Source organism: Pseudomonas baetica (assembly GCF_002813455.1).
Taxonomy (GTDB): Bacteria; Pseudomonadota; Gammaproteobacteria; order Pseudomonadales; family Pseudomonadaceae; genus Aquipseudomonas; species Aquipseudomonas baetica.
The window spans coordinates 6,158,311-6,182,269 of sequence record NZ_PHHE01000001.1 but is presented as its reverse complement, the minus strand read 5'-3'; the positions used below and the strand labels follow the sequence as shown (position 1 = coordinate 6,182,269).

At 59.0% G+C, this 23,959-nt stretch carries 15 protein-coding genes; 13 read left to right on the top strand and 2 right to left on the bottom strand.

Annotation, left to right across the window (positions count from 1 at the left end; all coding sequences use genetic code 11):
* Nucleotides 1–170 precede the first annotated feature (170 nt).
* The 13 genes from glgX to ATI02_RS28620 all read left to right on the top strand — a co-directional run bounded on the left by glgX (nt 171) and on the right by ATI02_RS28620 (nt 18,168).
* Nucleotides 171–2,330: a glycogen debranching protein GlgX gene (gene glgX, locus ATI02_RS28680; RefSeq protein WP_095189036.1), complete on the top strand. Its 2,160-nt coding sequence runs from the start codon at nt 171–173 to the stop codon at nt 2,328–2,330.
* 1 nt (nt 2,331) lies between these two features.
* Nucleotides 2,332–3,330, top strand: coding sequence for an acyl-CoA dehydrogenase family protein (locus tag ATI02_RS28675; protein WP_100848042.1), 999 nt, complete (start codon nt 2,332–2,334; stop codon nt 3,328–3,330).
* On the top strand, nt 3,327–4,097 hold the full coding sequence (locus ATI02_RS28670; RefSeq protein WP_100848041.1) for a PIG-L deacetylase family protein: 771 nt from the start codon (nt 3,327–3,329) through the stop codon (nt 4,095–4,097). The genes ATI02_RS28675 and ATI02_RS28670 overlap by 4 nt, the downstream gene beginning before the upstream one ends.
* Entirely contained in the window at nt 4,094–4,693 is a 600-nt protein-coding gene (locus ATI02_RS28665; RefSeq protein WP_100848040.1) for an SAM-dependent methyltransferase, read from the top strand. Before ATI02_RS28670 ends, ATI02_RS28665 begins: the two co-directional genes overlap by 4 nt.
* Nucleotides 4,690–5,349 (top strand): glycosyltransferase family 2 protein, encoded by a 660-nt coding sequence (locus ATI02_RS28660; protein WP_100848039.1) that lies wholly within the window; start codon nt 4,690–4,692, stop codon nt 5,347–5,349. Before ATI02_RS28665 ends, ATI02_RS28660 begins: the two co-directional genes overlap by 4 nt.
* A gap of 185 nt (nt 5,350–5,534) precedes the next feature.
* Nucleotides 5,535–6,293 carry a PIG-L deacetylase family protein gene (locus ATI02_RS28655; RefSeq protein ID WP_095189041.1) on the top strand — a complete coding sequence of 253 codons (759 nt, stop codon included), beginning with the start codon at nt 5,535–5,537 and terminating at the stop codon, nt 6,291–6,293.
* Nucleotides 6,294–6,502: 209 nt separating this feature from the next.
* Complete coding sequence (locus ATI02_RS28650; RefSeq protein WP_146166119.1) at nt 6,503–8,431, top strand: hypothetical protein; 1,929 nt, start codon at nt 6,503–6,505, stop codon at nt 8,429–8,431.
* A 778-nt stretch (nt 8,432–9,209) separates the two neighbouring features.
* Nucleotides 9,210–9,569 carry a DUF6124 family protein gene (locus ATI02_RS28645; RefSeq protein ID WP_100848037.1) on the top strand — a complete coding sequence of 120 codons (360 nt, stop codon included), beginning with the start codon at nt 9,210–9,212 and terminating at the stop codon, nt 9,567–9,569.
* A 398-nt stretch (nt 9,570–9,967) separates the two neighbouring features.
* The gene (locus ATI02_RS32440; RefSeq protein ID WP_192886592.1) at nt 9,968–12,442 is read left to right on the top strand and encodes a hypothetical protein; all 2,475 of its coding nucleotides are present in this window, start codon (nt 9,968–9,970) and stop codon (nt 12,440–12,442) included.
* Nucleotides 12,443–12,760: 318 nt separating this feature from the next.
* Entirely contained in the window at nt 12,761–14,995 is a 2,235-nt protein-coding gene (locus ATI02_RS32165; protein WP_157815156.1) for an immunoglobulin-like domain-containing protein, read from the top strand.
* 408 nt (nt 14,996–15,403) lie between these two features.
* Nucleotides 15,404–15,763 (top strand): DUF6124 family protein, encoded by a 360-nt coding sequence (locus tag ATI02_RS28630; protein WP_100848036.1) that lies wholly within the window; start codon nt 15,404–15,406, stop codon nt 15,761–15,763.
* Between the two features lie 156 nt (nt 15,764–15,919).
* Nucleotides 15,920–16,702 (top strand): endonuclease/exonuclease/phosphatase family protein, encoded by a 783-nt coding sequence (locus ATI02_RS28625; RefSeq protein ID WP_100848519.1) that lies wholly within the window; start codon nt 15,920–15,922, stop codon nt 16,700–16,702.
* A 395-nt stretch (nt 16,703–17,097) separates the two neighbouring features.
* Entirely contained in the window at nt 17,098–18,168 is a 1,071-nt protein-coding gene (locus tag ATI02_RS28620; RefSeq protein WP_095189044.1) for an autotransporter outer membrane beta-barrel domain-containing protein, read from the top strand.
* A 124-nt stretch (nt 18,169–18,292) separates the two neighbouring features.
* On the opposite strand, the gene glgB is transcribed toward ATI02_RS28620, so the two are convergent.
* Together glgB and treS are read right to left on the bottom strand one after the other, a co-directional pair.
* Entirely contained in the window at nt 18,293–20,524 is a 2,232-nt protein-coding gene (gene glgB, locus ATI02_RS28610; RefSeq protein WP_100848034.1) for a 1,4-alpha-glucan branching protein GlgB, read from the bottom strand.
* Between the two features lie 2 nt (nt 20,525–20,526).
* Nucleotides 20,527–23,868 carry a maltose alpha-D-glucosyltransferase gene (gene treS, locus ATI02_RS28605; protein ID WP_100848033.1) on the bottom strand — a complete coding sequence of 1,114 codons (3,342 nt, stop codon included), beginning with the start codon at nt 23,866–23,868 and terminating at the stop codon, nt 20,527–20,529.
* Between the last annotated feature and the right edge of the window lie 91 nt (nt 23,869–23,959).

Here is a 23,959-nt window from a genome sequence, read left to right as displayed (position 1 = left end):
GGGGGCGTTCGCCCTCAAGAAACATGCAATTCCCCTGTGGGAGCGAGCCTGCTCGCGAAGGCGTCGGTCCATCCGACATATCTATTAGCTGGGCCACCGCTTTCGCGAGCAGGCTCGCTCCCACAGGGTTTTGTATCAGCCCAGAATTCATCCGTTTTGCAGGAGCAATCATGACCCGTCCAAGTAAAGCCGAGCCCGTCACGCACGCCGAGCCCTCGCGAATTCGTGAAGGTCTGCCCTTCCCGCTGGGTGCGACCTGGGATGGTTTGGGGGTGAACTTTGCCCTGTTCTCCGCCAACGCCACCAAAGTCGAACTGTGCATTTTCGACGATGCCGGTGAAGTCGAGCTCGAACGCATCGAACTGCCGGAATACACCGACGAGATCTACCACGGCTATTTGCCCGACGCCCATCCGGGGCTGATCTACGGCTACCGCGTCTACGGTGCCTATGACCCGGCCAACGGCCACCGCTTCAACCACAACAAGCTGCTCATCGACCCGTACGCCAAACAACTGGTTGGCGAATTGAAATGGTCGGAAGCGCTGTTCGGCTACACCATCGGCCACCCCGACGCCGACCTCAGCTTCGACGAACGCGACAGCGCGCCCTTCGTGCCCAAGTGCAAAGTCATCGACCCGGCGCACACCTGGGGTAATGATCAGCGCGTCAGCGTGCCGTGGGACAAGACCATTATTTATGAGACCCACGTTCGCGGCATCAGCATGCGCCACCCTTCGGTACCGGAAAACGTGCGCGGCACGTTCGCCGGGCTGATGAACGACGATGTGCTCAAGCACATTCGCAATGTCGGGGTTTCGACCGTCGAGCTGTTGCCGATCCACGCCTTCGTCAACGACCAGCATCTGCTGCACAAGGGCATGACCAACTATTGGGGCTATAACAGCATCGCGTTTTTCGCCCCGGACCCGCGTTATCTCGCCAGCGGCAAGATTGCCGAGTTCAAGGAGATGGTCGCGCACCTGCACGAAGCCAATCTGGAAGTGATCCTCGACGTGGTCTACAACCACACCGCCGAGGGCAACGAGCAAGGCCCGACCCTGTCGATGCGCGGTATCGACAATGCCTCGTACTATCGCCTGATGCCGGATGACAAGCGCTTCTACATCAACGATTCCGGCACCGGCAACACCCTGGATCTGAGTCACCCGTGCGTGCTGCAAATGGTCACCGACTCGTTGCGCTACTGGGCCAGCGAGATGCACGTCGATGGCTTCCGCTTCGATCTGGCGACCATTCTGGGTCGCTATCACGACGGTTTCGATGAGCGTCACAGCTTCCTTGTTGCCTGCCGTCAGGACCCGGTGCTGCGTCAGGTGAAAATGATCGCCGAGCCATGGGACTGCGGCCCCGGCGGCTATCAGGTGGGCAACTTCCCGCCGGGTTGGGTCGAGTGGAACGACAAGTTCCGCGACACCGTGCGCGCGTTCTGGAAAGGTGACGACGGCCAGGTTGCCGACTTCGCCAGCCGCATGACCGCCTCCGGTGAGATGTTCAATCAGCGTGGACGGCGGCCGTATTCGTCGGTGAACTTCATCACCGCCCACGACGGTTTCACCCTCAACGATCTGGTGTCGTACAACGACAAGCACAACGAGGCCAACGACGAAAACAACCAGGACGGCAGCAACAACAACCTGTCGTGGAACCACGGCGTCGAAGGCCCGACGGACGATCCGGAAATCAACGCCCTGCGCCATCGGCAGATGCGCAACTTCTTCGCCACTCTGCTGCTGGCCCAAGGCACGCCGATGATCGTCGCCGGTGATGAGTTCGCCCGCACCCAGGACGGCAACAACAACGCCTATTGCCAGGACAGCGAGATCGGTTGGGTCAACTGGGATCTGAGCGAGGACGGCAAGGCCCTGCTCAAATTCGTCAAACGCCTGATCAAGCTGCGTCTGGCCTATCCGATCCTGCGCCGTGGGCGGTTCCTGGTCGGCGAGTACAACGAGGACATCGGCGTCAAGGACGTGACCTGGCTGGCGCCGGATGCCAGCGAGATGACCACCGAGCATTGGCATGACGCGCACAACCGCTGCCTGGGCATGCTGCTTGATGGCCGCGCGCAGGAAACCGGGATTCGCCGCAAGGGTGGCGACGCGACCCTGCTGCTGGTGGTCAACGCCCATCACGACATCGTCAACTTCACCTTGCCAGAAGTGCCTGAAGGCAGTTTCTGGACGTGCATGATCGACACCAATCAACCGTCGATTCGTGGTCAGGAACGCTTCGATTTCGGCCACGAATATTCCGTCACCGGACGCTCGCTGCTGCTGTTCGAACTGCAACGTGAAGAAGAAGACTGATATGGACTTGCAAAACTATCTCGCCCGCCGTCCGCCGGATTATCGCGACACCGCCGCCCTTGGCGGTTGTCTGCGGGCGCTGGTCGAGGCCGGTCTGGACCGATTGCCACTGCCGGGCAGTGGTCATACGCTGGAGCGATTTCAGCGTTTGGCCTGGGTCGGCGGGCATGATCTGGGCCTGTGCAAACTCTACGAGGGCCACACCGACGCGCTGGCCATCATCGAGCAACTCGGTGGCTCGCCAACGCCGGGCAGCACCTGGGGCATGTGGGCGGCAGAACCGCCACAAGCGCGGGTGCACGTGCGTCCCGCCGGGCACATGGTCACGCTTGATGGACGCAAGGCCTGGTGTTCCGGCGCCTCTGTGCTCAGCCATGCCTTGCTCACGGCGTGGGATGCCGATGATCAGCAGCAATTGGTCGCCGTCGCCCTCGATCAACCGGGCGTGACCGTTACCGATCAAGGCTGGCAAGCGGTGGGCATGGGCGCCACTGGCAGCGTTGAAGTGCTGTTCGACGGCGCCGAGGCGCAGGCCATCGGCAACCCCGGTGATTACCTGCAACGTCCGGGCTTCTGGCAAGGCGGGATCGGCATTGCCGCCTGCTGGTACGGCGCCGCGCGGCAGCTCGCCGAACCGTTGCGCCAGCACTGTGCGCAACGTGACGAGCCGCACGCCCTCGCCCATCTCGGCGCGGTCGACACGGCCTTGCAGGCGGCCGCCGATGTCCTGCGTTTCAGCGCCTTGCACATCGATGCTAATCCCGAGGCTAACGCCGAACTCCTCGCCCGCCGCGCCCGCGCCGTGGTGGAGCAATCCGCCGAGCAAGTGATCCGCGAAGTCGTGCGGGCTTTGGGGGCCGGGCCTTATTGCCAGGATCGGCACTTCGCCCGTCTGATCGCCGATCTGCCGGTGTTCCTGCGGCAAAGCCACGCCGAACGCGATCTCGCCGCGCTCGGCCAACTGGTTGCCGCTCAAACCGTGGAGGCCTGGACGTTATGAACGCTGTCAAAAAAGACAATCCGATCGTCGGCCAAGGCACGTCACTGCACCAATGGCAGGGCTCACGGCATCTGGCTGAGCTGGACAGCATCAATGTGCTTGAGCTGGTGCCGCCAGGCGCGCGGGCGGTGATTGTCGCCCCGCACCCGGACGATGAAGTGCTCGGCTGCGGCGGCTTGCTGCAACTGCTCGCCGCCGCCGGCCGCCCGTTGCAACTGATCTCGGTGACCGACGGCAGCGCCAGCCACCCCGGTTCCGCTCGCTGGCCGGTGGAACGCCTGAGCGTGATCCGCCCACAGGAATCCGCCGAAGCGCTGCGTCGTCTGGGTGTACCGATGCATCGGCTGAAGTGGCTGCGCGGCGGTTTCACTGACACGCAAGTGGCGGCTCAAGAAGCCGAACTGAGCGACTTCATCGAGCGCCATCTGCGTCCCGACGATGTGCTGTTCACCACTTGGAGCGACGACGGCCATTGCGATCACGAAGCCGTCGGCCGCGCCAGTGCCGAAGCGGCGCGCAGAGTCGGTGCAACCTGCCATGAACTGCCGGTATGGACGTGGCACTGGGCAACACCTGAAGACGCCTTTGTGCCGTGGCAACGAGCGCGCAAGGTGTTGCTGTCGCCGGAACACGTTGCGCGCAAACGCCATGCGGTTCACGCCTTCGCCAGCCAACTGGACGGCGACCCTGATGCCGGACTCGGCCCGGTGCTGGCGCCATACGTACTGGATCGCCTGCTGCAACCGTTCGAAGTGGTGTTTCTATGAGTGTCGAGGATCGTTACTTCGACGGCCTGTTCGCCGGCAACGACGACCCCTGGGCGTTTCGTCAGCGCTGGTACGAACAGCGCAAACGCGCGATCACCCTCGCCGCGCTGCCGCGCCCGCACTATCGGGCGATTTTCGAACCGGGCTGCGCCAATGGCGAGTTGAGTGCCGAATTGGCCGGTCGCTGTGACCGGCTGTTGTGCTGCGACACAGCGAGCGCTGCGGTGAGCCTGGCGCGCACCCGATTGAGTCCGTTTGACCATGCGCAAGTGCGGCAAAGTCGCCTGCCTGGCGATTGGCCGGAAGAAAAATTCGACCTGATTGTATTTAGCGAAATCGGCTACTACCTCGACACCCAGGATCTGACAGAAGTGATCCGCCGCATCAGTGATTCCCTGACCGCCGACGGGCAACTCCTGGCCTGCCACTGGCGTCCGCCCATCGAGGGCTGCCCGCTGAATGCGCGCCAGGTTCACGACCTGATACACGAACAATTGCACCTGCCGCGGCTGGTGCTGCATCAGGAAGCGGACTTCATTCTGGAGGTCTGGAGTCGCGAACCGCGCTCAGTGGCAGCGCTGGAGGGCTTACGATGATCGGCATCCTGATTCCGGCGCACAACGAAGAAGACCTGCTCGACGAATGCCTCAACGCTGCCCTGCGCGCCAGCAAACACGGGCTGCTCGCCGGTGAGCGGGTCGAAGTGCTGGTGGTGCTCGACAGTTGCACCGATCGTTCGGCGCAGATTGTCAGCGGCTACCCGGTGCAGAGCCTGCACATCAATGCGCGCAATGTCGGCCTGGCGCGTGCAGCAGGCGCGCAAGTGCTGCTGGGGCGCGGCGCACGCTGGATTTCCTGCTCGGACGCCGACAGCCGTGTGGCTGACGATTGGCTGGTGGCGCAGCTGGGGCTGGGCGCCGACGCGGTGTGTGGCACGGTCACCGTCGAGCACTGGCACGAATCATTCGATAAAGCCGCGCAAATCCGCTATCACCGCCACTACCGGGCGTGTGACGGCCATCGGCATATCCACGGCGCCAACCTGGGGGTCAGCGCCGACGCTTATCGCTGGGCCGGAGGCTTCAAACCGCTGGCCTGCGATGAAGACGTGCACCTGGTCCGGCAACTGGAGTTGTCCGGCGCCAATATCGCCTGGAGCCACCGTCCGCAGGTGCACACCAGTGCCCGGCTCGACAGCCGTGCACGCGGAGGATTCGGCGACTATTTGCGAAACCTGGCACAGATCGAGTAAAAAAAACCGGATCAGATTGATCTGCGACGCGACGAACTGCATTTGTTGAGCAATACTCTGCTGCGCGGCAATCCAGGGTTCGGAGCGTCGCATGGCAATCAACCAGCCTTCACGGGTCGGCCGCGCCGGATGTCTGAAGGCTGCGCGCGCGACTGAGGGCGAGACACAACAAGGACGTAGCACCCATGAAACCGTTATCCCTCAGCGAAAGCAGCTTGCCGGCGCAGATATGGAACAGCGCCCCCCAACTCGACAACATTCCCGTCATCAACACCCGCAGTCTGGTACCCGACGGTGCCCGCGTCGTGGTCATCGCCCCGCATCCGGGTGACGAAGTGGTCATCAGCGGTGGCCTGCTGCAGTTACTCGCCAGCCTCGGCCATCCGTTGCAATTACTCTCCATCACCGACGGCAGCGCCAGCCATCCCGGTTCACGGCAATGGTCGGAAAAACGTCTGAGCGTCTTCCGCCCGCAGGAAAGCGTCGAAGCCCTGCGTCGCCTCGGCTTGCCGATGCACAGCCTGAAATGGGTACGCGGCGGCTTCACCGATAATGCACTGTTTGACCGCGAGCCGGAGCTGACCGCCTTCATCGCCCGCTACCTGCGCCCCGGCGACGTGGTGTTCAGCACCTGGCGCGAGGATGGCAGCGACGACCATGAAGTGGTCGGGCGCGCCGCGTTCAAAGCCGTGCAACAGGTCGGTGCGACCTACCATGACGTGCCGTTCTGGGCCTGGCACTGGCCGGAGCGCGACCAGCAGCTGATCCCGTGGCAACGCGCCCGCAAGCTGCGTCTGGACAACTGGACCGTGGCCCGCAAAAGCCACGCGATCCACGCCTACGCCAGCCAGCTCAATGGCGAACCGGCGATCGGCATCGCGCCGATGCTGCCGCGGGTGCTGCTGGAGCGGATGCGTTTGCCGTATGAGATCGTCTTCGTCTGACGCAGCGCGGAACACAGGTGTAATTGCCCATGGGGCTCCTGCACGTTTTTCTATAACCGTGATGTCACGGCATTGACCCATGCCGTGCAGGCGCGGCTTGTACCATTCGTCGGAAAACCACCCGCACCTGTCAGATCTGACAGGTGCGCAATCAGCAATTTAGCGCTCTGATAACCCCTGCCCGTCCTTACCTCGCAGGAGTCGCAGCCATGACCACACCCCAGACACCCGACAACACGGTGTTGGCGCTCTACCCACCCCGCGCTCCTGAAGCGACTACGCCGATAATTGGCGCACATTATGGTGTACCTAAACACGTATATGACCTCAAACCCATGGGCCTGACCATTGTCGTCGATCCTCTGCTGGATGGTACCGTCAATGCTGGCGATGTGATCCGCCTGATCCTGAACAACGCCAGTATCGAAGCGACAAAAACCATCCAGCCTGGCGAGGAAAACGCCGAACATACGCTGTACCTGCCCAAAGGCCTGTTGCTACCCGATCGCGACAATACGCTCGTTTACAGCATCGCCCGCGGCAGCCAGAACATTGGCAGATCGACGCCGGAATTGACCTTGCGGTACAACGCCATCCGCCCCGGCAACGAGGATCTCACACCGGGTGACGGCGCCCATTCCGAACTGCGACTGATCCTCCCGCAGGACGTGATCGACGACGGCATTGATGCCGAGCGCGCCAAACAAGGCGTGCAGGTGTGCTTTGCCTACCCCTACTGCCGCGCCTACGACGTGATCCGGTTGAACTGCAACGGCCAGGACGTCGTGCGAACCGTCACTGCCGCTGAAGCCCCGGCTACCCCTTCCGACGAGCCGACAACGATTTGCGTGATGGTCGGGGAAGATGTATTCCAGCGGGCGGGGGACAACACGAAGTTCGTCTTTTCCTACACCGTTCTCGATCAACTCCTCAACGGACCGGACACTGACTCGCCGTACTCTGGCAGGGTCGAGATCGATGTGCACCTGAAGGAAACCCGACTGGTCGCCCCCGATCTGGCCGAAGACCCGGACGATTGGAGCGATGACCCGAAAACCATCAGTCTGGCCAAACTCGGCAGCAAGGATCTCACCGTCCTGGTACACGCCTTCGCCCCGACGTGGCAGCCCAACGACAAAATCCGCGTGACCTACACCGCCACCAAACCTGGCGCTCCCGTGGTGTCGCACACCGTCGAGGCCGATGTCGGGCGCATTCCGTTCACCTACAAACTGATGGTGCCCAATGCCAAAGTGATTGCCGGCAGCGTGGTGCGGGCGAAATATGAACTGGTGCGCGGCGGCACCGCTATGGCGACCTCCAAGACCACCACCGCCGATGTCATCGGCAACACCATTGTGTTGTTGCCCCCGTTTCTGGTGGCGCCGGCCGTTGACCCGATCGATGTGCTGGCCTATCCAAACGGGGTGACGGTGCGCATTGAGTATTTTGGCGCCATGGAAGGAGACCGTGCACGACTGGTCGAAGTCAATCCGCCGGCGGGCTCAGCACAGTTTCCGTTGGTGGAGTTCAACACCAACAATTGGGTGAACACAGTGTTGAGCCCGGCGTTTCTTGCGGCACGGCATGGAAAAGTTATCGAGCTGCGCTGGAATTTGAATCGCAACGGTGGGCAGGCTGGTAAATCAGAGTCGATCAAGGTGAGCGTGCTGAAGATTGCGGATGGAGATGCGCGGTTATCAGAGCCTAAAATTCAAGAAAGCAACAGCACATACAAACTTGACCTAAATAATTTTGAGGGAGATGCAACTTTTAATCTTCCTCCATGGAGCTTTGCCGAGAAGGGTCAATTAATACCAGCAACACTCTCCACCGACACTAGCACCCCATTAAATATCATAAACAATGCCACTCTCACACCCCAGGAAGTTATTGCAGGCCTAAAAAAACCAATATTACGCGAATGGCTCAACAACGTCCCGAACGACGCCTCAATCTATCTTGAAGCAAAAGTATCCCCTGGAAACATTGCGAATTTAAATCCAGTAATTTTTCTTAAAAAAATATACACGATCACGAACGAGGAGCTACCCAACCTTCCCATTATTGAAAACTGGGAAGGAAGTTCTCTCTTAAGTTTCTCCCCTAACGAACCCGTTAAATTCCCCAGCGGATAAACCTTTACCCTTCTAAGCGGAACTGCACGTATTTTTAGGCCAGACGACCCACGTTACCCAACCGATCTCGGACAAAGGATGTTACTTTTAGGTTATGGCATATCATTATTTGAACTACCGCGCGAGGCTCAAAAAATCAGCTTTACGATCAATACAAGTCACTACCTTGGAACTGTGACATTCAAAACAAAAAACAACGCCATTATTGGCAGCACCTCCATACCTATTACAGGAAACTATAATTCCACCACCATCTCATTCATATCGCCAGCCGCACTTACATTTTCATCGTTCGAGATTAATAGTCCAGGCGCCTTCTATGCAGACAATTTTTCAATATCATAGCTGCGAAAAGCGGACGTATTTATTTAATCGTCAGTGAAGCCCTCGCTTGGGCATAACCTGGACAAATTTAATTATCTGCCCCATTAAACATCAATGTTTAACAGACAAATCCAGACACTCTCGCAGGCTACAAAACCTTGCGCCTTTGCCTACAGCTACGCCAGAATCCGCCGGCTTGTGCGCCTTGGGGGCGGGTTCTATTGTGGGTCGGTCGCTGACTGTTCAGTGATCGGGTTTAGCAGCTCGGGTTTTCTCTAGACGCACAAGGTCCGTAGCCGTGAGCAGGCATGCTTTCGCTCATGTTATGGCGGCTTTGCGTGGGGCACTTCGGTGCGCCGGGTTCTAGAGTCCTGGTCTGCTAACCCGCGTACAGCCGCCACCTCTTTCGTTAGCAGCGAACGGTGGTAGCTTCACTACTCTAGAGGCTTTACCCATGATCAAACCAACACCGAACCCACCCGAAATCGACCCCGCCTCCCCCTACGAATCCCTCGACTCAAAAAAACTCCACGAAGCCGCCGACCGCGCCCTCGACCATTACCTCTGCCCGCCCGGTTCCACACCGCCGCCGCGTAAAACCCGCGGGATGTATGCCGCGACTGCGGATACCAAAAACGAGGAATTGCTGCTCGATGCCTTCGAAACACTCGCATCGGCCAAGACCATCGCCCACGACTTCGCACGCCTGTTGCCCGCACCGCAGCGCCGGACGGTGTTGGGGATTGCGCAACTGATCATGCTGGGGGAACTGGCGGTGAACCGGGTGCTGAATAATCTGGAGTTGCCGGGCTAACGCTTAAGGGGACAGATTATTACCCCACTGTAGGAGCTGCCGCAGGCTGCGATCTTTAGATGTTGATCTTTAAAACAAGATCAAAAGATCGCAGCCTTCGGCTGCTCCTACCGGGGGCGCTGAGTTTTCGCGGTAAGCCCACGTCAACAGGGTTTGGTATTCAAGCAGGCGCCAGCCCGGTACAACGTCCAAGTCCCGCCGAAGGCCGCAATCCTTTGCCATCCCTCCGCCACCGTAATGCACACCCGCAGAACATTCTTGCACCTCCGACCGAGTTAACCACTCGTCCGAAAATGGCGCCTACCTGTCAACTTTGACAGTAGCCCGCTTCTCCCGCCTGATGTTTGATTAGCCCACTTCCCGAGCGCATTCGGGCTTTTCGCATCCAGGAGCAAGTGATGGATATCCAGTCCGCCGTACTCAATCAATTGTTCGTGCTCTTCCCGGTGATTATTCAGGGCTGGATCACCCCGGTGAGACCGGCAGGCATCGCCCACGGCGGCATTCCCCAAGTGCTTTACGACGGCCAGTCCCAAGGCCTGGGGTGCCTGATCGACCCCTGGACTGAGTTACAACTGCAATCCTGGACCATGGCGGTCGATGATCGCGTGGATCTGTACATCAACGACGACCCCACACCCGTGGCCGGCGTGACCATCAAGCCGGGCGAAGAAGCGCTGCGTCAGCGTCTGTACATACCACACGGCTACCTTAGGCAGGGTGTCAACCGCCTGCATTACAAGGTCTTCCGCGTCGGCGGCAACACCAGTGAAGACTCCCGTGACCTGCTGGTGCTCTATCACCTGCGTACGCCGGACAACCTGGATCTTGTCATCCCCCCAGACGTGATCAAGGAAGGCGTCAGTGCCGAACGCGCAGCGCAAGGCGTGGAGTTCAGGTTCTTCTATAACAACCGGCGCCCCTATGACCGCATCCGACTGCTGATAGGCGATACCCAGGTCGATTTCGATGTCCCCGATGGCAACGCACCGATCACCTACAAACTGTTCACCGACACGTTTCTCGCAGCGGGCAACAACCCGAGTGCGGTGATCGAATACATTGTCACCGACCAGTTGGGCAACCCCAGCAAATCCCCGGAGAAGCGGCTGGACATTCATCTGGACCGGCTGAAACTTGAAAAGCCGTCCATCAAAGAGGCGACGAACGATGTTCTTGACCCGCTAGCGGCCAGGAACACCTTGACCGCGGTGATTCAGGCCTTCACCGACATGGTCGGCACGGACGTGAAAGTGACCTGGACTGGTACGCCCGGAGAAGGGAGCCATAGCACCGCGTGGATCCCGGTAACCACCCAAGGGACTCTGGATATCTCGCTGCTGAATACAGTGGTGGCGTTTAACCTCGGGCAGAAGGTCACCGTGAGCTACAAGGTCAAGCGCGGCGTGACGGAGAACGACTCGGACGAGTTTTTCATGACGGTGCTGCCGATTCGGGATGGGGATACCAACTTGCCGACCCCTGCCATTGATGGTGCTGTGGGCAACGAGCTGAATGTCACAACCCTGGCGGACACTGCCAGAACACGGATACGCAAATGGCCGTTTATCGCACTTAGGCAGAAACTGTGGCTGCGTTACACCGGTACCAAGGCCGACGGCAATATCTTTACCCACCAGACCTACAACGGCGACCCGATTCCTGCTGATGGTCTTAATGGTATGCAACCCAGAACTCCCGTAGCGGAGTTGGCCAAGTTGATGCATGGGTCGAAGCTTGAGCTCGAGTTTAAGGTGAGTATTGGTGGCAGCGCCAATGAAAACGAGGCGGTGACCTTCCCCGTACGAACTTATACCGTCAAGGCGGTAGCGGATGTGACTCCCACCATTACCTCGGTCAAGGGTTCTGCGAGCGGTGTCGAAATTCCCAACGGAGGATTCACGGTAGAAACTGCTGTCACCCTCTCAGGAGGCGCCGCCAAAGGTCAGAAAGTCGAGGTGTTCGACGGCGCGACATCCAAAGGCCCAGCGACGGCCAATGCCACGACAGGTATCTGGGCGTTGCTGGTGTCCGGTCTGACTGTCGCCGCACACAGCTTCAAGGCCAAGGCTTTGTACGGCACGGGTGGCGAGTCGGCGGTCAGAACATTGACCGTGACTGAGGAGACCGTTCCTACGCTGACCTCCGTAAGGGGCTCGCCGAGCGGCAGTGAGATTCCGCAAAACGGCACCACATTTGAAACCGCCGTGACGCTGTCCGGTGCCGCCGCCAAAGGCCAAAAAGTCGAGATCTTCGACGGCACCGGCTCCAAGGGCATCGCCGATGTCAATGGCAGTGGAGTCTGGACCCGTCCCGTCACAGGTCTGGCCGTGACCAGCCACAGCTTTACCGCCAAGGCGTTATACGGCACCGGTGCAGAATCTAAGCCTCCGCGGGCGCTAACCGTGACCAACATGTATATGGAGGATTGGGAAAAGGTAGGCAGTAAAAATTTACCATTCAACTCTCCAGTAATCTTTCCAAGCATGTTGACAGTAACAGTTCAAAAAATTTCAGGGCCAAGAGACTGTTGGATTGGTTATCCAAACTTTCAAGACCCTAGGTTCGGGGAACTCACATTGTGGACCGGAACCGGAAACACCGTTAGGGTAGAAGTGCCACATGCCGCAAAAAAAATTAGCTTTATAACTCAAGTGGTACCCCTACGTCAGGAGGCCAACGATTTAGTTTCCTATTTCGATGAAAACAACAACCGACTAGCAACTATGAATTTTAATAAAAACACGGGGGATATTATATATGAAATTGTTTTTGAATCACCAACCCCCTGCAAGTACTTTGTCATTAGTATCGGAGAGAGAAATGTAATGTACCTTGGACGCCCAATTGATCAAATCAAATTTATTTTTTAGGGGGACAAGTAGGATAAGGGGATGCATTTATTTAATCGGTAGGAGCTGCCGGGGGCGTGTTTTCGCGGCAAGCCCACGTCATCAGGGTTCAGTATTCAAACAGGCGCCAGCCCGGTACAACATCCAGTGCCGCCGCAGACCGCAATCCTTTGCCGTCACCCCCCCACCGCAAAACATTCTGCACCTCCGACCGAGTTAACCACTCGTCCGGAAATGGCTCCTACCTGTCAACTTTGACAGTAGCCCGCTTGCCCCGCCTGATGTTTGATTAGCCCACTTCCCGAGCGCATTCGGGCTTTTCGCATCCAGGAGCAAGTGATGGATATCCAGTCCGCCGTACTCAATCAATTGTTCGTGCTCTTCCCGGTGATTATTCAGGGCTGGATCACCCCGGTGAGGCCGGCAGGCATCGCCCATGGTGGCATTCCCCAAGTGCTTTACGACGGCCAGTCCCAAGGCCTGCCGTGCCTGATCGACCCCTGGCCAGAGTTACAACTGCAATCCTGGACCATGGCGGTCGATGATCGCGTGGATCTGTACATCAACGACGACCTGCCCCCCGTGGCCGGCGTGACCATCAAGCCGGGCGAAGAAGCGCTGCGTCAGCGTCTGTACATACCACACGGGTACCTTAGGCAGGGTGTCAACCGCCTGCATTACAAGGTCTTCCGCGTCGGCGGTAACACCAGTGAAGACTCCCGTGACCTGCTGGTGCTCTATCACCTGCGTACGCCGGACAACCTGGACCTTGTTATCCCCCCAGACGTGATCAAGGACGGCGTCAGCGCCGAGCGCGCAGCGCAAGGCGTGGTGTTCGGGTTCACCTATAACAACCGGCGCCCATATGACCGCATCCGACTGCGGATAGGCGATACCGAGGTCACTTTCGATGTCGCCGATGGCAACGCACCGATCACCCACACGCTGTTCACCGACGCGTTTCGCGCAGCGGGCGACAATTCGAGTGCGGTGGTCGACTTCATTGTCACCGACCAGTTGGGCAACCCCAGCAAATCCCCGGAGAAGCGGCTGGACATTCATCTGGATCGGATGAAACTTGAAAAGCCGATTTTGCGCGAAGATCAGAATGACAATGGCGACGACCCGTCTGTCGTCGACCTCGACTTGCTCAAGGGTCGGCCACTGTTGGTGGTCATCGTCCCCGACGCGACGATTTACCGCGAAGGCGACGACGTCGTAGCAACTTACCGCTCTACCCAGCCCGACGCCGAGCTGAAAATACCCGGCAAGATCACCGCCAGTTTCGGCGTGCTGCAACCGTGCATTCTGCAAGTGCCGAACGCTCAGGTTATTTCAGGCAGCCAATTAAATGTGACGTTTGAGCTAACGCGCGGTGACCAGATCATCGGCACCTCGCAACCCGCCATCGCCAGTGTTATCGGCGGCAGCGTCCCGGACGAAAAACCGGTCATCACGCTGTTGACCGGTCTGCCCAGCGGCAAGGAGATCCCCAACGGCGGCACCACGGAGGAAACGGCAGGCACACTGACCGGTACAGCGAGCAAGGGATTGCAGATCGAGGTGCTCGATAACCAGACTGAATCCAAAGGAAAGGCCACTGCCGATGGGGCCGGCAAGTGGAGCCATCAAGTAGCTGGGCTGCAGGAAGGTGCGCACAGTTTGACGGCCAAGGCGTTGTATGGCTCGGGGCAAGTCTCTGTGGCACGGACGTTTATGGTAGAGGCGGCGCAAGCGGATGTGCGGCCGGCAATTGTTTCGGTGTTTGGCCAGGACGGTGAAATCAATAACGGCGCGGTGATTGAAGACACTTCTGTAGTGCTCAGTGGCACGGCGAAGGCCAATCAAAAACTTCAGATCTTTGAGAATGAGCAACCCAAAGACGAGGTGAATGTCGACCATAATGGTGATTGGGTACAGCCGCTAGCGAACTTGAGTAAAGGTACGTACATACTCAAGGCTCGTGCACTGTATGGTACGGGGCTGGACTCGAATATTCGGTTCTTTACCGTAAAGAGCCCTGGGTCTGATTTGGAGTTTGACGAGCAACCGGCTTCAATCAGTGCCTTCCGGCACATCTTCTCCGACCATCCAGCTTTTGAGCCCGTTAACCCTTCCGCCGGTTCCTTTCTGGATCGCCCAGCCAAAAACGGCAAACCGCCCTATCAATATAAATCCGACAATACAAACGTTGCTTCTGTGAACAAGGACGGGAGAGTTTACGCTTATAAAAACGGTGAAACGGAGATCAGCGTGACAGACAGTACTGGAACAACTAGGAAGTTCAAACTTACAACATCCGGGACTTTCTACGAGTGGAAATACATAGGAAAACTAGATCACAAAACCGCCAAGTCAGAAGCAAGTAATACTGATGGAACTCTACCATCACTAGTTGAGTTACAGAGCCTATGCCAAGTATATGAATCGGGACCAAACAGCGCTGCTCGAACATGGTCATCAACCACACATCCAGATTATGACAACGCCTGCCACGCCATTAACCTCACAAACAACTTTGTTTCTCTTGAATATACAAACAACGTATTTAGCGCGTACGCTTTAATCAAATAATCAATAACAACCGGCAACAACCGGGACAGATTTAATTATCTGCCCCCCCTTAAACAGCGATGTTTAACAGACAAATCCAGACACTCTCGCAGGCTACAAAACCTTGCGCCTTTGCCTACAGCTACGCCAGAATCCGCCGGCTTGTGCGCCTTGGGGTCGGGTTCTATTGTGGGTCGGTCGCTGACGAATCAGCGATCGGGTTTAGCGACTCGAACTCAAGTCAAAGGTGCATCAGCGTTCCTGGCCTCGTTGCGGATTTGTATGTCTGCAATGTCTCTATGGTGGCTGTATGCGGGAGACCTTTGCGGTCTACCGGGTACCTTTGACCGGTTCGCTAACCCGCGTACAGCCGCCACCTTTCCCGTTTAGCGACAGGAATTGGCGGCTCCACCTCAAAGGAGCTTCACCATGATCAAACCAACACCCAACCCACCCGAAATCGACCCCACCTCCCCCTACGAATCCCTCGACTCAAAAAAACTCCACGAAGCCGCCGACCGCGCCCTCGACCATTACCTCTGCCCGCCCGGCTCCACGCCGCCGCCGCGTAAAACCCGCGGGATGTATGCCGCGACCGCGGACACCAAAAACGAGGAATTGCTGCTCGATGCCTTCGAAACACTCGCATCGGCCAAGACCATCGCCCACGACTTCGCCCGCCTGTTGCCCGCACCGCAGCGCCGGACGGTGTTGGGGATTGCGCAACTGATCATGCTGGGGGAACTGGCGGTGAACCGGGTGCTGAATAACCTGGAGTTGCCGCAGTAGCATCGGCTGATCGTTCCCGCGCTCTGCGTGGGAACGATCGATCAACGGTCGACGCCTGGTTTCACTCGACAGCGGCTACAGGCCCGAACACCGAAGGAACTGCTCGCCTGCGCGTCAGTCGCATGAAAAGGAAGGTCAGGATTCAGAGGAGTGAACGTGTCCAGCGATCCCAAACGTCATGTCGTCGACGATTCAGCCATCCATCGCTTGCGCGTGTTGACGGTCAATACCCACAAAGGCTTCACCGCCCTCAATCGGCGTTTCATCCTGCCAGAGCTGCGCGAAGCGGTGCGCAGTACCTCGGCCGATCTGGTGTTCTTGCAGGAAGTGGTCGGTGAACACGAGCGGCATTCCAATCGCTACAACGAATGGCCACAGACGTCGCAGTACGAGTTTCTCGCCGACAGCATGTGGAGCGATTTCGCCTATGGGCGTAACGCGGTCTACCCCGATGGCCACCATGGCAACGCGCTGCTGTCGAAATACCCGATCCGCGAATACCGCAACCTCGACGTGTCGATCACCGGCCCCGAGCGCCGGGGTCTGTTGCACTGCGTGCTGGATGTTCCCGGTCACACCGAAGTCCATGCGATCTGCGTGCATTTGAGTCTGCTGGAAAGCCATCGGCAATTGCAGTTGCAACTGCTCTGCCAATTGCTCGAATCCCTGCCCGATGACGCCCCGGTGATCATCGCCGGCGACTTCAACGACTGGCAACTTCAGGGCAACGCTGCCCTCGCCCGTCGCGACTATCTGCACGAAGCGTTCGAACGTCATCACGGGCGCCCGGCCAAGACCTATCCGGCGCGGTTTCCGTTGCTGCGGCTCGACCGTATCTACCTGCGCAACGCCTGCAGCCATGACCCGCAGATTCTTGGCAACAGACCGTGGACCCACCTTTCCGATCACCTGCCGCTGGCGGTTGAGGTGCATCTGTAAGCACAGCCGCAATATTGACAGCAACGACCCGCGTACCGCGCTCGGCGATAGTGGCGTGCGCGTCAACGGGCAAGCCTTCCGTCGGTAATAGCACACCTCTGGCGCGGGGCTTTCCCAGCGATATTCCATGCAAACAAACACTTAGTTATGTGCAGAAAAACAAACGCTTGCACGTCCCGATTTGTCACTACCGCTCATCGTCCAATTTCTTGACGCGCAGCCTTGACTCTTCTTATCTCTACCTTACTACCCCCGGAAACACTGTCCGGGGCGAGCCTTCGGCCACTCGCGAAATCGAGCGGTCACGGCTCGCCCCGCTCCATTCGGTCGCCCCTCGTTCGGGGTAGGAGAGACGCCATATCGAGATACCGCATGCGCTTGCAAGGTAGACCTCCATGAAAACTTCATTCCACTCAAACGAGATTAAAATCACTCTCTGCACAGTATCGAGCTCTATCTTGCTGTGCTCATCCATGGAGGCGCAGGCCAGCCCTGTGGCGGATGAAACCACGCCTTGGTATCGAGAGAACGTCCCGGTCATGACCTTGCCCGCGACAGTGATCACTCCCGGCCCGCAGCGCCTGAGCCCACAGCCGGATCTACGAGGCGGCGACCTGATTACCGAAGACCTTGCGCCAGGGGCCTGGGAGCAACTCTACGGTCGCAGTGCCCGGCAAGCGCAAACCGATGTACTGACCTCGGGCTACGCGACCTCCGCTAGCGGTGATTTCAAAGGCCCCGCCGTCCTGACCCTGCGAAGCGGCAGCGGCCATACCCAGACCATCGGCTTGATCGGCGGCGAGAACCGGATTCAAGCCAATGGCAACGGGCCGCTCACCAGCCGCGCCCTCGCCGATCCGGGTACCGACACCCTCAACCTGCAAGGCCAGAGCCTCGGCGCCTACTACAGTCTGACCGGCGCACAGGGCTGGCATGTCGATGTTTCGGCCAGTGGCGGGCGCGTCAGCGGTTTCAGTCGTAATGAACAAGGCGCCCGGCAGGCCACCGAAGGCAGCGCCATGACCTTCTCGGTCGAGGGCGGCTACCCGATTGGCTTGAGCGAAAACTGGGTGGTGGAACCACAGGCGCAATTGATCAATCAGCGCATCACCCTCGATACGCCGTACGCAGGCTCCGGCAATGCGTCTTCAACCGATTTGACCGCGTGGAGCGGCCGCGTCGGGGCACGCTTGAAAGGCAGTTATGACTTGAATGGTTTGCCGGTCGAACCTTACGTGCGCACCAACCTCTGGCACACGGTGTATACCGGCAGCACGGTGACGCTGGATCAGGTCGACAAGATCAGCAGCAGCCGCAAGTCATCCACCGTCGAGGTGGGATTGGGCCTGGTGGCGCGGGTGACGCCGGCGGTGAGTCTGTATGTCAGTGCCGATTACAGCAGTGATGTGGATGACAATGATCTGAATGGGTTGATTGGCAGTTTGGGTGTGCGGATGAGGTGGTGAGCGCTGGGCCGGATTTTGAAAGTGCCTGAACTGACGCCTTCGCGAGCAGGCTCGCTCCCACAGGGGACATACATCCCAAATGTGGGAGCGAGCCTGCTCGCGAATGCAGCGACGCGGTCTCGGATCAACCCTCCGGCTTGAGGATCAACACCGCCAACGGCGGCAAGTTCAGCTCCAGCGACAGCGATTGCCCGTGGCTTGGCACTTCTTCGGTAAACGCCCCGCCACCGTTGCCGTAGTTGGAGCCGGCGTAAGTATCGGCATCGCTGTTGAGCAGTTCAGTCCAGCGCCCGGCAAACGGAACGCCTACGCGGTACGACTGACGCGGCACCGGCGTGAAGTTGGCCACCACCAGCACCGGCTGACCGTCCTTGCTCCAGCGCAACCACGCATACACGCTGTTGATCGCATCGTCGCCGATCAACCACTGGAACCCCTGCGGCGCGTCGTCCTGGTCGTGCAGCGCGGGGACCTCGCGGTACAGGCGATTGAGGTCACCGACCAGTTTCTGCACGCCTTTGTGCTCGGAATACTGCAGCAAGTACCAATCCAGTTGCTGATCGTGATTCCACTCGCGCCACTGGCCGAACTCGCAGCCCATGAACAGCAGCTTCTTGCCCGGATGCGTCCACATGAAACTCAGGTAGGCGCGCAGGTTGGCGAATTTCTGCCAGCGGTCACCGGGCATCTTGTCGATCAGCGAATGCTTGCCGTGCACCACTTCATCGTGGGAGATCGGCAGGATAAAGCGCTCGGACCAGGCGTAGACCAGGCCAAAACTCAACTCGTTGTGATGATGGGCGCGGTACACCGGGTCCTGCTGAATGTAGTGCAGCGAATCGTGCATCCAGCCCATGTTCCACTTGTAGGCAAAACCCAAACCGCCCTGCTGGGTGCTCTGACTGACACCCGGCCATGCCGTGGATTCCTCGGCGATCACCAACGCGCCCGGCGCTTCCAGTTCGATCACATCGTTCAAGTGACGGAGGAAGTCGATCGCCTCCAGATTCTCGCGCCCGCCGTGACGGTTCGGCACCCATTCACCGGCCTTGCGCGAATAGTCACGGTAAAGCATCGAAGCCACTGCATCCACGCGCAGGCCATCGATGTGGAAATGCTTCAACCAGTGCAGCGCCGACGCGAGCATGTAGCCATGCACTTCGGTACGGCCGAGGTTGTAGATCAGCGTGTCCCAATCCTGATGGAAACCTTCCAGCGGATTGCCGTACTCGTACAGCGCGGTGCCGTCGAATTGCGCCAGGCCGTGGGTATCGGTAGGGAAATGCGCCGGCACCCAATCGAGAATCACGCCGATGTCGGCGCGGTGGCAGGCGTCGACGAACTCGCCGAATTGCTCCGGCGTGCCGTAACGCGCACTGGGGGCAAATTGCGAGAGCAGTTGATAGCCCCACGAACCACCGAACGGGTGTTCCATGATTGGCATCAATTCGATGTGGGTGAAACCCAGCTCCTTCACATAGGGAATCAAGCGCTCGGCCAGCTCCGGCCAAGTGTATTGGCGCGCGACTTCACCCAGATCGTCCAGCTCGCATTGCCACGAGCCGGCATGCAGCTCATAGATCGACAGCGGCGCCGAATGTTTTTGCCGTTCACGGCGGCTGTTCATCCAGTCGTGATCCTGCCAGTCGACTTGCAGCGGCGCGGCGACTTTCGAGGCGGTATCCGGTGGCAGGCTGGTGGCCAGCGCCATCGGGTCAGCCTTGAGCGGCAGAATCCCTTGAGCGCCCAGTATTTCGTATTTGTACAACTCCCCGGCTTGCAGGCGCGGGATAAACAACTCCCAGACCCCGGAAGGATGGCGCAGACGCATCGGATGCCGGCGCCCATCCCAGACGTTGAAATCACCCACTACGGAGACTCGTCGGGCGTTCGGCGCCCATACGGCAAAGCGCACACCGTCGACACCCTCGACGGTGGTCAGTTGCGCGCCGAGGCACGAACTGAGGTCGCGATGATTGCCTTCGGCAAACAGATACAAATCCATCTCGCCAAGCAATTGACCGAAGCTGTAGGGATCTTCCGCCACCTGCTCGCCGCCGGCCCAACGGGTACGCAACTGATACGGCCCGGCCTGATCGAAGTGGCCGACAAACAGCCCCGGCGTTTCAGTCTGCTCAAGCGTGCCGCGCTCTTGACCGCTGTCTTTGTCCAGCACCGAAACATTCAGCGCACCGGGCAAATAAACCCGAATGAATTGCCCGCCGGCGCCATCGCCGTGTGGGCCAAGAATGGAAAATGGATCCGGGTGTTCCGCACGTACCAGCGCATCGATGTCTTTCGCCGACGGCAGTAACGCTTCTTTAGCGTGACCCTGTTCCTTGTTCGAGAAACTCATGACTACTCTCCACCAAGATCGGAAAAGGGTTTAAGCCCTGTCAATAACCCATACAAACCGTGCAACGGCACGGGCAGCCACGTCGGGCGATTTTCGGCTTCATAGGCCACTTCATAGGCCGCCTTCTCCAGACCGAACAACGCCAGCGCGGCGTCGGCACCGTCAGGATCTTGCCAGGCATGATCAAGACTAGCTGCCGCTTGGCGATATGCCTGAACAAATGCCTCGCGCGCTTCACGCAGATAACGTTCGGCCACACGACGACGAGCGTCTTCGGACTCGGCGCTGTGATCGACGTTGTGTACGTTGATGGTCATCGCCGCCGCGTAATCGAACGAGCGCAGCACGCCGCTGACATCCTTGTACGGACTGTGCTTGCCGCGGCGCTCGCTCAGCGGACGCGCCGGTTCACCCTCGAAGTCGATCAGGTAGGCATCGCCCTTGATCACCAGCACCTGCCCCAGATGCAAGTCGCCATGCACGCGAATGCGCAGACCGCCGACGGCTTTTTTCGCCAGATCCTGCACATGGGCGAGGATGGTTTTTTTCTCGTCGAGCAGGCGTTTGACCAGTTTCTGATCCGCGCTGTTGAGTTCGCCTTGATGCTGCTTGAGCAGCTTCAACGCGTGCTCGACCTGCGCGGCGACGTCCTTGCCGGTGGCCTGCATGTCCTTGGCCGTACTGACGTTCGGCGCAAAGTCGGCATTGTCGGTCGGCGCCGCCAGCACCTGATGCATCTCGCCCAGACGCTGACCGAGCATCGCGGCAAAGTCCTTCAGTTCGCCCAACGCGTTGTAGTGCTGTTCCTGCTCGGACATGGCATCGGCCAGTTCGTCACGCAGCGCCCGTTCGAGGTTGTTCTGCGTCCATTCCCACGCATCGCCCTGATTGCTCAGATAGCCTTGGGCGATCATCAGCAGATTGTCTTGACCCTGCGCATCGCGGCGAATCACCGAACCGAGCAGCGGTGAGATATTGGCAAATCCGGCGGCGGTCAGGTAAGCGCTCATCTCCAGTTCCGGGTGTACGCCAGAAGCGACTTTGCGGATCAGCTTAAGTACCAGGCTGTTGCCGATCACCACCGAACTGTTCGATTGCTCGGCCGACAGGTAACGCACTTCGGACTCGGCGCCGAGGTTGAGATTGTCCAGGTGCGGCGTCGGCTCGAAACGGATTTCGCCCTCGACCGATTCCAGCACGGTGTTGTTTTGCATGCCTTGCAACACCGCACGAACAAACGTTTCAAGACTGAAGGCGTCAGTGATCAAACCGACCTGACGCACCCGGCGCACACGGGCCAGGGCCAGTTGCTGTGGCAGCGCCGCGCCGACCTGATCTTCGGAAATGAAGCCGAACGGCAGTTGGTAACGGCTGGTCTGGCCAGCGCTGGTGACTTCGATTTCGCTGAGCAGCACCGGATGCTGCGCATCGCCAAAGCGCACGCCATACGCCAGATTGACCTTGTCGATGGCGGCGTCCTTGCCGGCAAACCAGCGACGGTTTTGCAACCAGCTCGGCAGAATGCCCTGCTCCAGGGTCGCGCGGGACGGCGCCTCGAGCAATTCTTCCATGCGTTTTTTCAGCACCAGCGTGGTGAAGTCCGGCAGGCTCTGCGCCGGTTCAACGTGCCAGCTCGGCATCTGGTTTTCGGTCGCGAGGGCGAACCAGTAGAAGCCGTAAGGCGCCAGGGTCAGAAGGAAATTCAACTGGCCAATCGGCGGGAACGCATTACCGCCAAGCATCTCCACCGGCACCATGCCGGTGTAAGCAGACAGATCCAGCTCCGCCGCTTGCGCGCTGCGCGAGACGTTGGCCACGCACAGAATGATTTCGTGTTTGCCGTCGGCGTCGGTGAATTCGCGGGTGTAGGCCAGAATCCGTCGGTTACTCGGCGAGAGCATTTTCAGCGTGCCACGGCCAAACGCCTTGGATTGCTTGCGCACCGCGAGCATGCGCCGCGTCCAGTTCAGCAGCGAATGCGGATCGCCGGCCTGGGTTTCGACGTTAACCGACAGATAGCCGTATTGCGGATCCATGATCGGCGGCAGCACCAGGCTGGCCGGGTCGGCGCGGGAGAAGCCACCGTTGCGGTCGATCGACCATTGCATCGGCGTACGCACGCCATCGCGGTCGCCAAGATAGATGTTGTCGCCCATGCCGATTTCATCGCCGTAATACAGGGTCGGCGTGCCCGGCATCGACAACAGCAGGCTGTTGAGCAGTTCGACGCGGCGGCGATCACGTTCCATCAGCGGTGCCAGACGTCGGCGAATACCGAGGTTGATCCGCGCGCGGCGATCAGCGGCGTAGTAATTCCACAGGTAGTCGCGTTCCTTGTCGGTGACCATCTCCAGGGTCAGTTCATCGTGGTTACGCAGGAAGATCGCCCACTGGCAGTTGGCAGGGATTTCCGGGGTCTGACGGAGAATATCGGTAATCGGGAAGCGATCTTCCTGGGCCAGTGCCATATACATACGCGGCATCAACGGGAAGTGGAACGCCATGTGGCATTCGTCGCCATTGAGGCCTTGAGCGTCGGTATCACCGAAGTACAACTGAGTGTCTTCCGGCCATTGGTTGGCTTCGGCCAGCAGCATACGGTCGGGATAATTGGCATCGATCTCGGCACGGATCTGCTTGAGGACGTCGTGGGTTTCCGGGAGGTTTTCGTTGTTGGTGCCGTCGCGTTCGATCAGGTACGGAATCGCGTCGAGGCGCAAGCCGTCGATGCCCATGTCCAGCCAGTAACGCATCACCGACAGCACGGCTTTCATCACTTGCGGGTTGTCGAAGTTCAGGTCTGGCTGGTGCGAATAGAAGCGGTGCCAGAAGTACTGGCCGGCGACCGGGTCCCAGGTCCAGTTGGACTTTTCGGTGTCGAGAAAAATGATCCGCGTGCCATCGTATTTCTGGTCGTCATCCGACCACACGTAAAAGTCCCGCGCCGCTGAACCGGGCTTGGCCTTGCGCGCACGCTGGAACCACGGATGCTGGTCGGAGGTGTGGTTGATGACCAGTTCGGTGATCACCCGCAAACCGCGCTTGTGCGCTTCGGCAATGAAACGCTTGGCGTCGGCCATGGTGCCGTAATCGCTGTGGACGCCACGGTATTCGGCGATGTCATAGCCGTCATCACGGCGTGGCGAAGGGTAGAACGGCAACAGCCAGATGGTGTTGACGCCGAGTTCGGCGATGTAATCGAGTTTGGCGATCAGACCGGGAAAGTCGCCGATCCCGTCGTTATTGGAGTCGAAAAATGATTTGACGTGAACCTGATAAATCACCGCGTCCTTGTACCAGAGCGGGTCTTTGATGAAGGTGGCTGCCTTGGGTTTCTTCGCCATGTGAAACTCCTGTTCAATTCTAGAAAAGCCGTGAGCCGATCACCTGACTCCAACTCAATGAGCAACCTGTGGGAGCGAGCCTGCTCGCGAA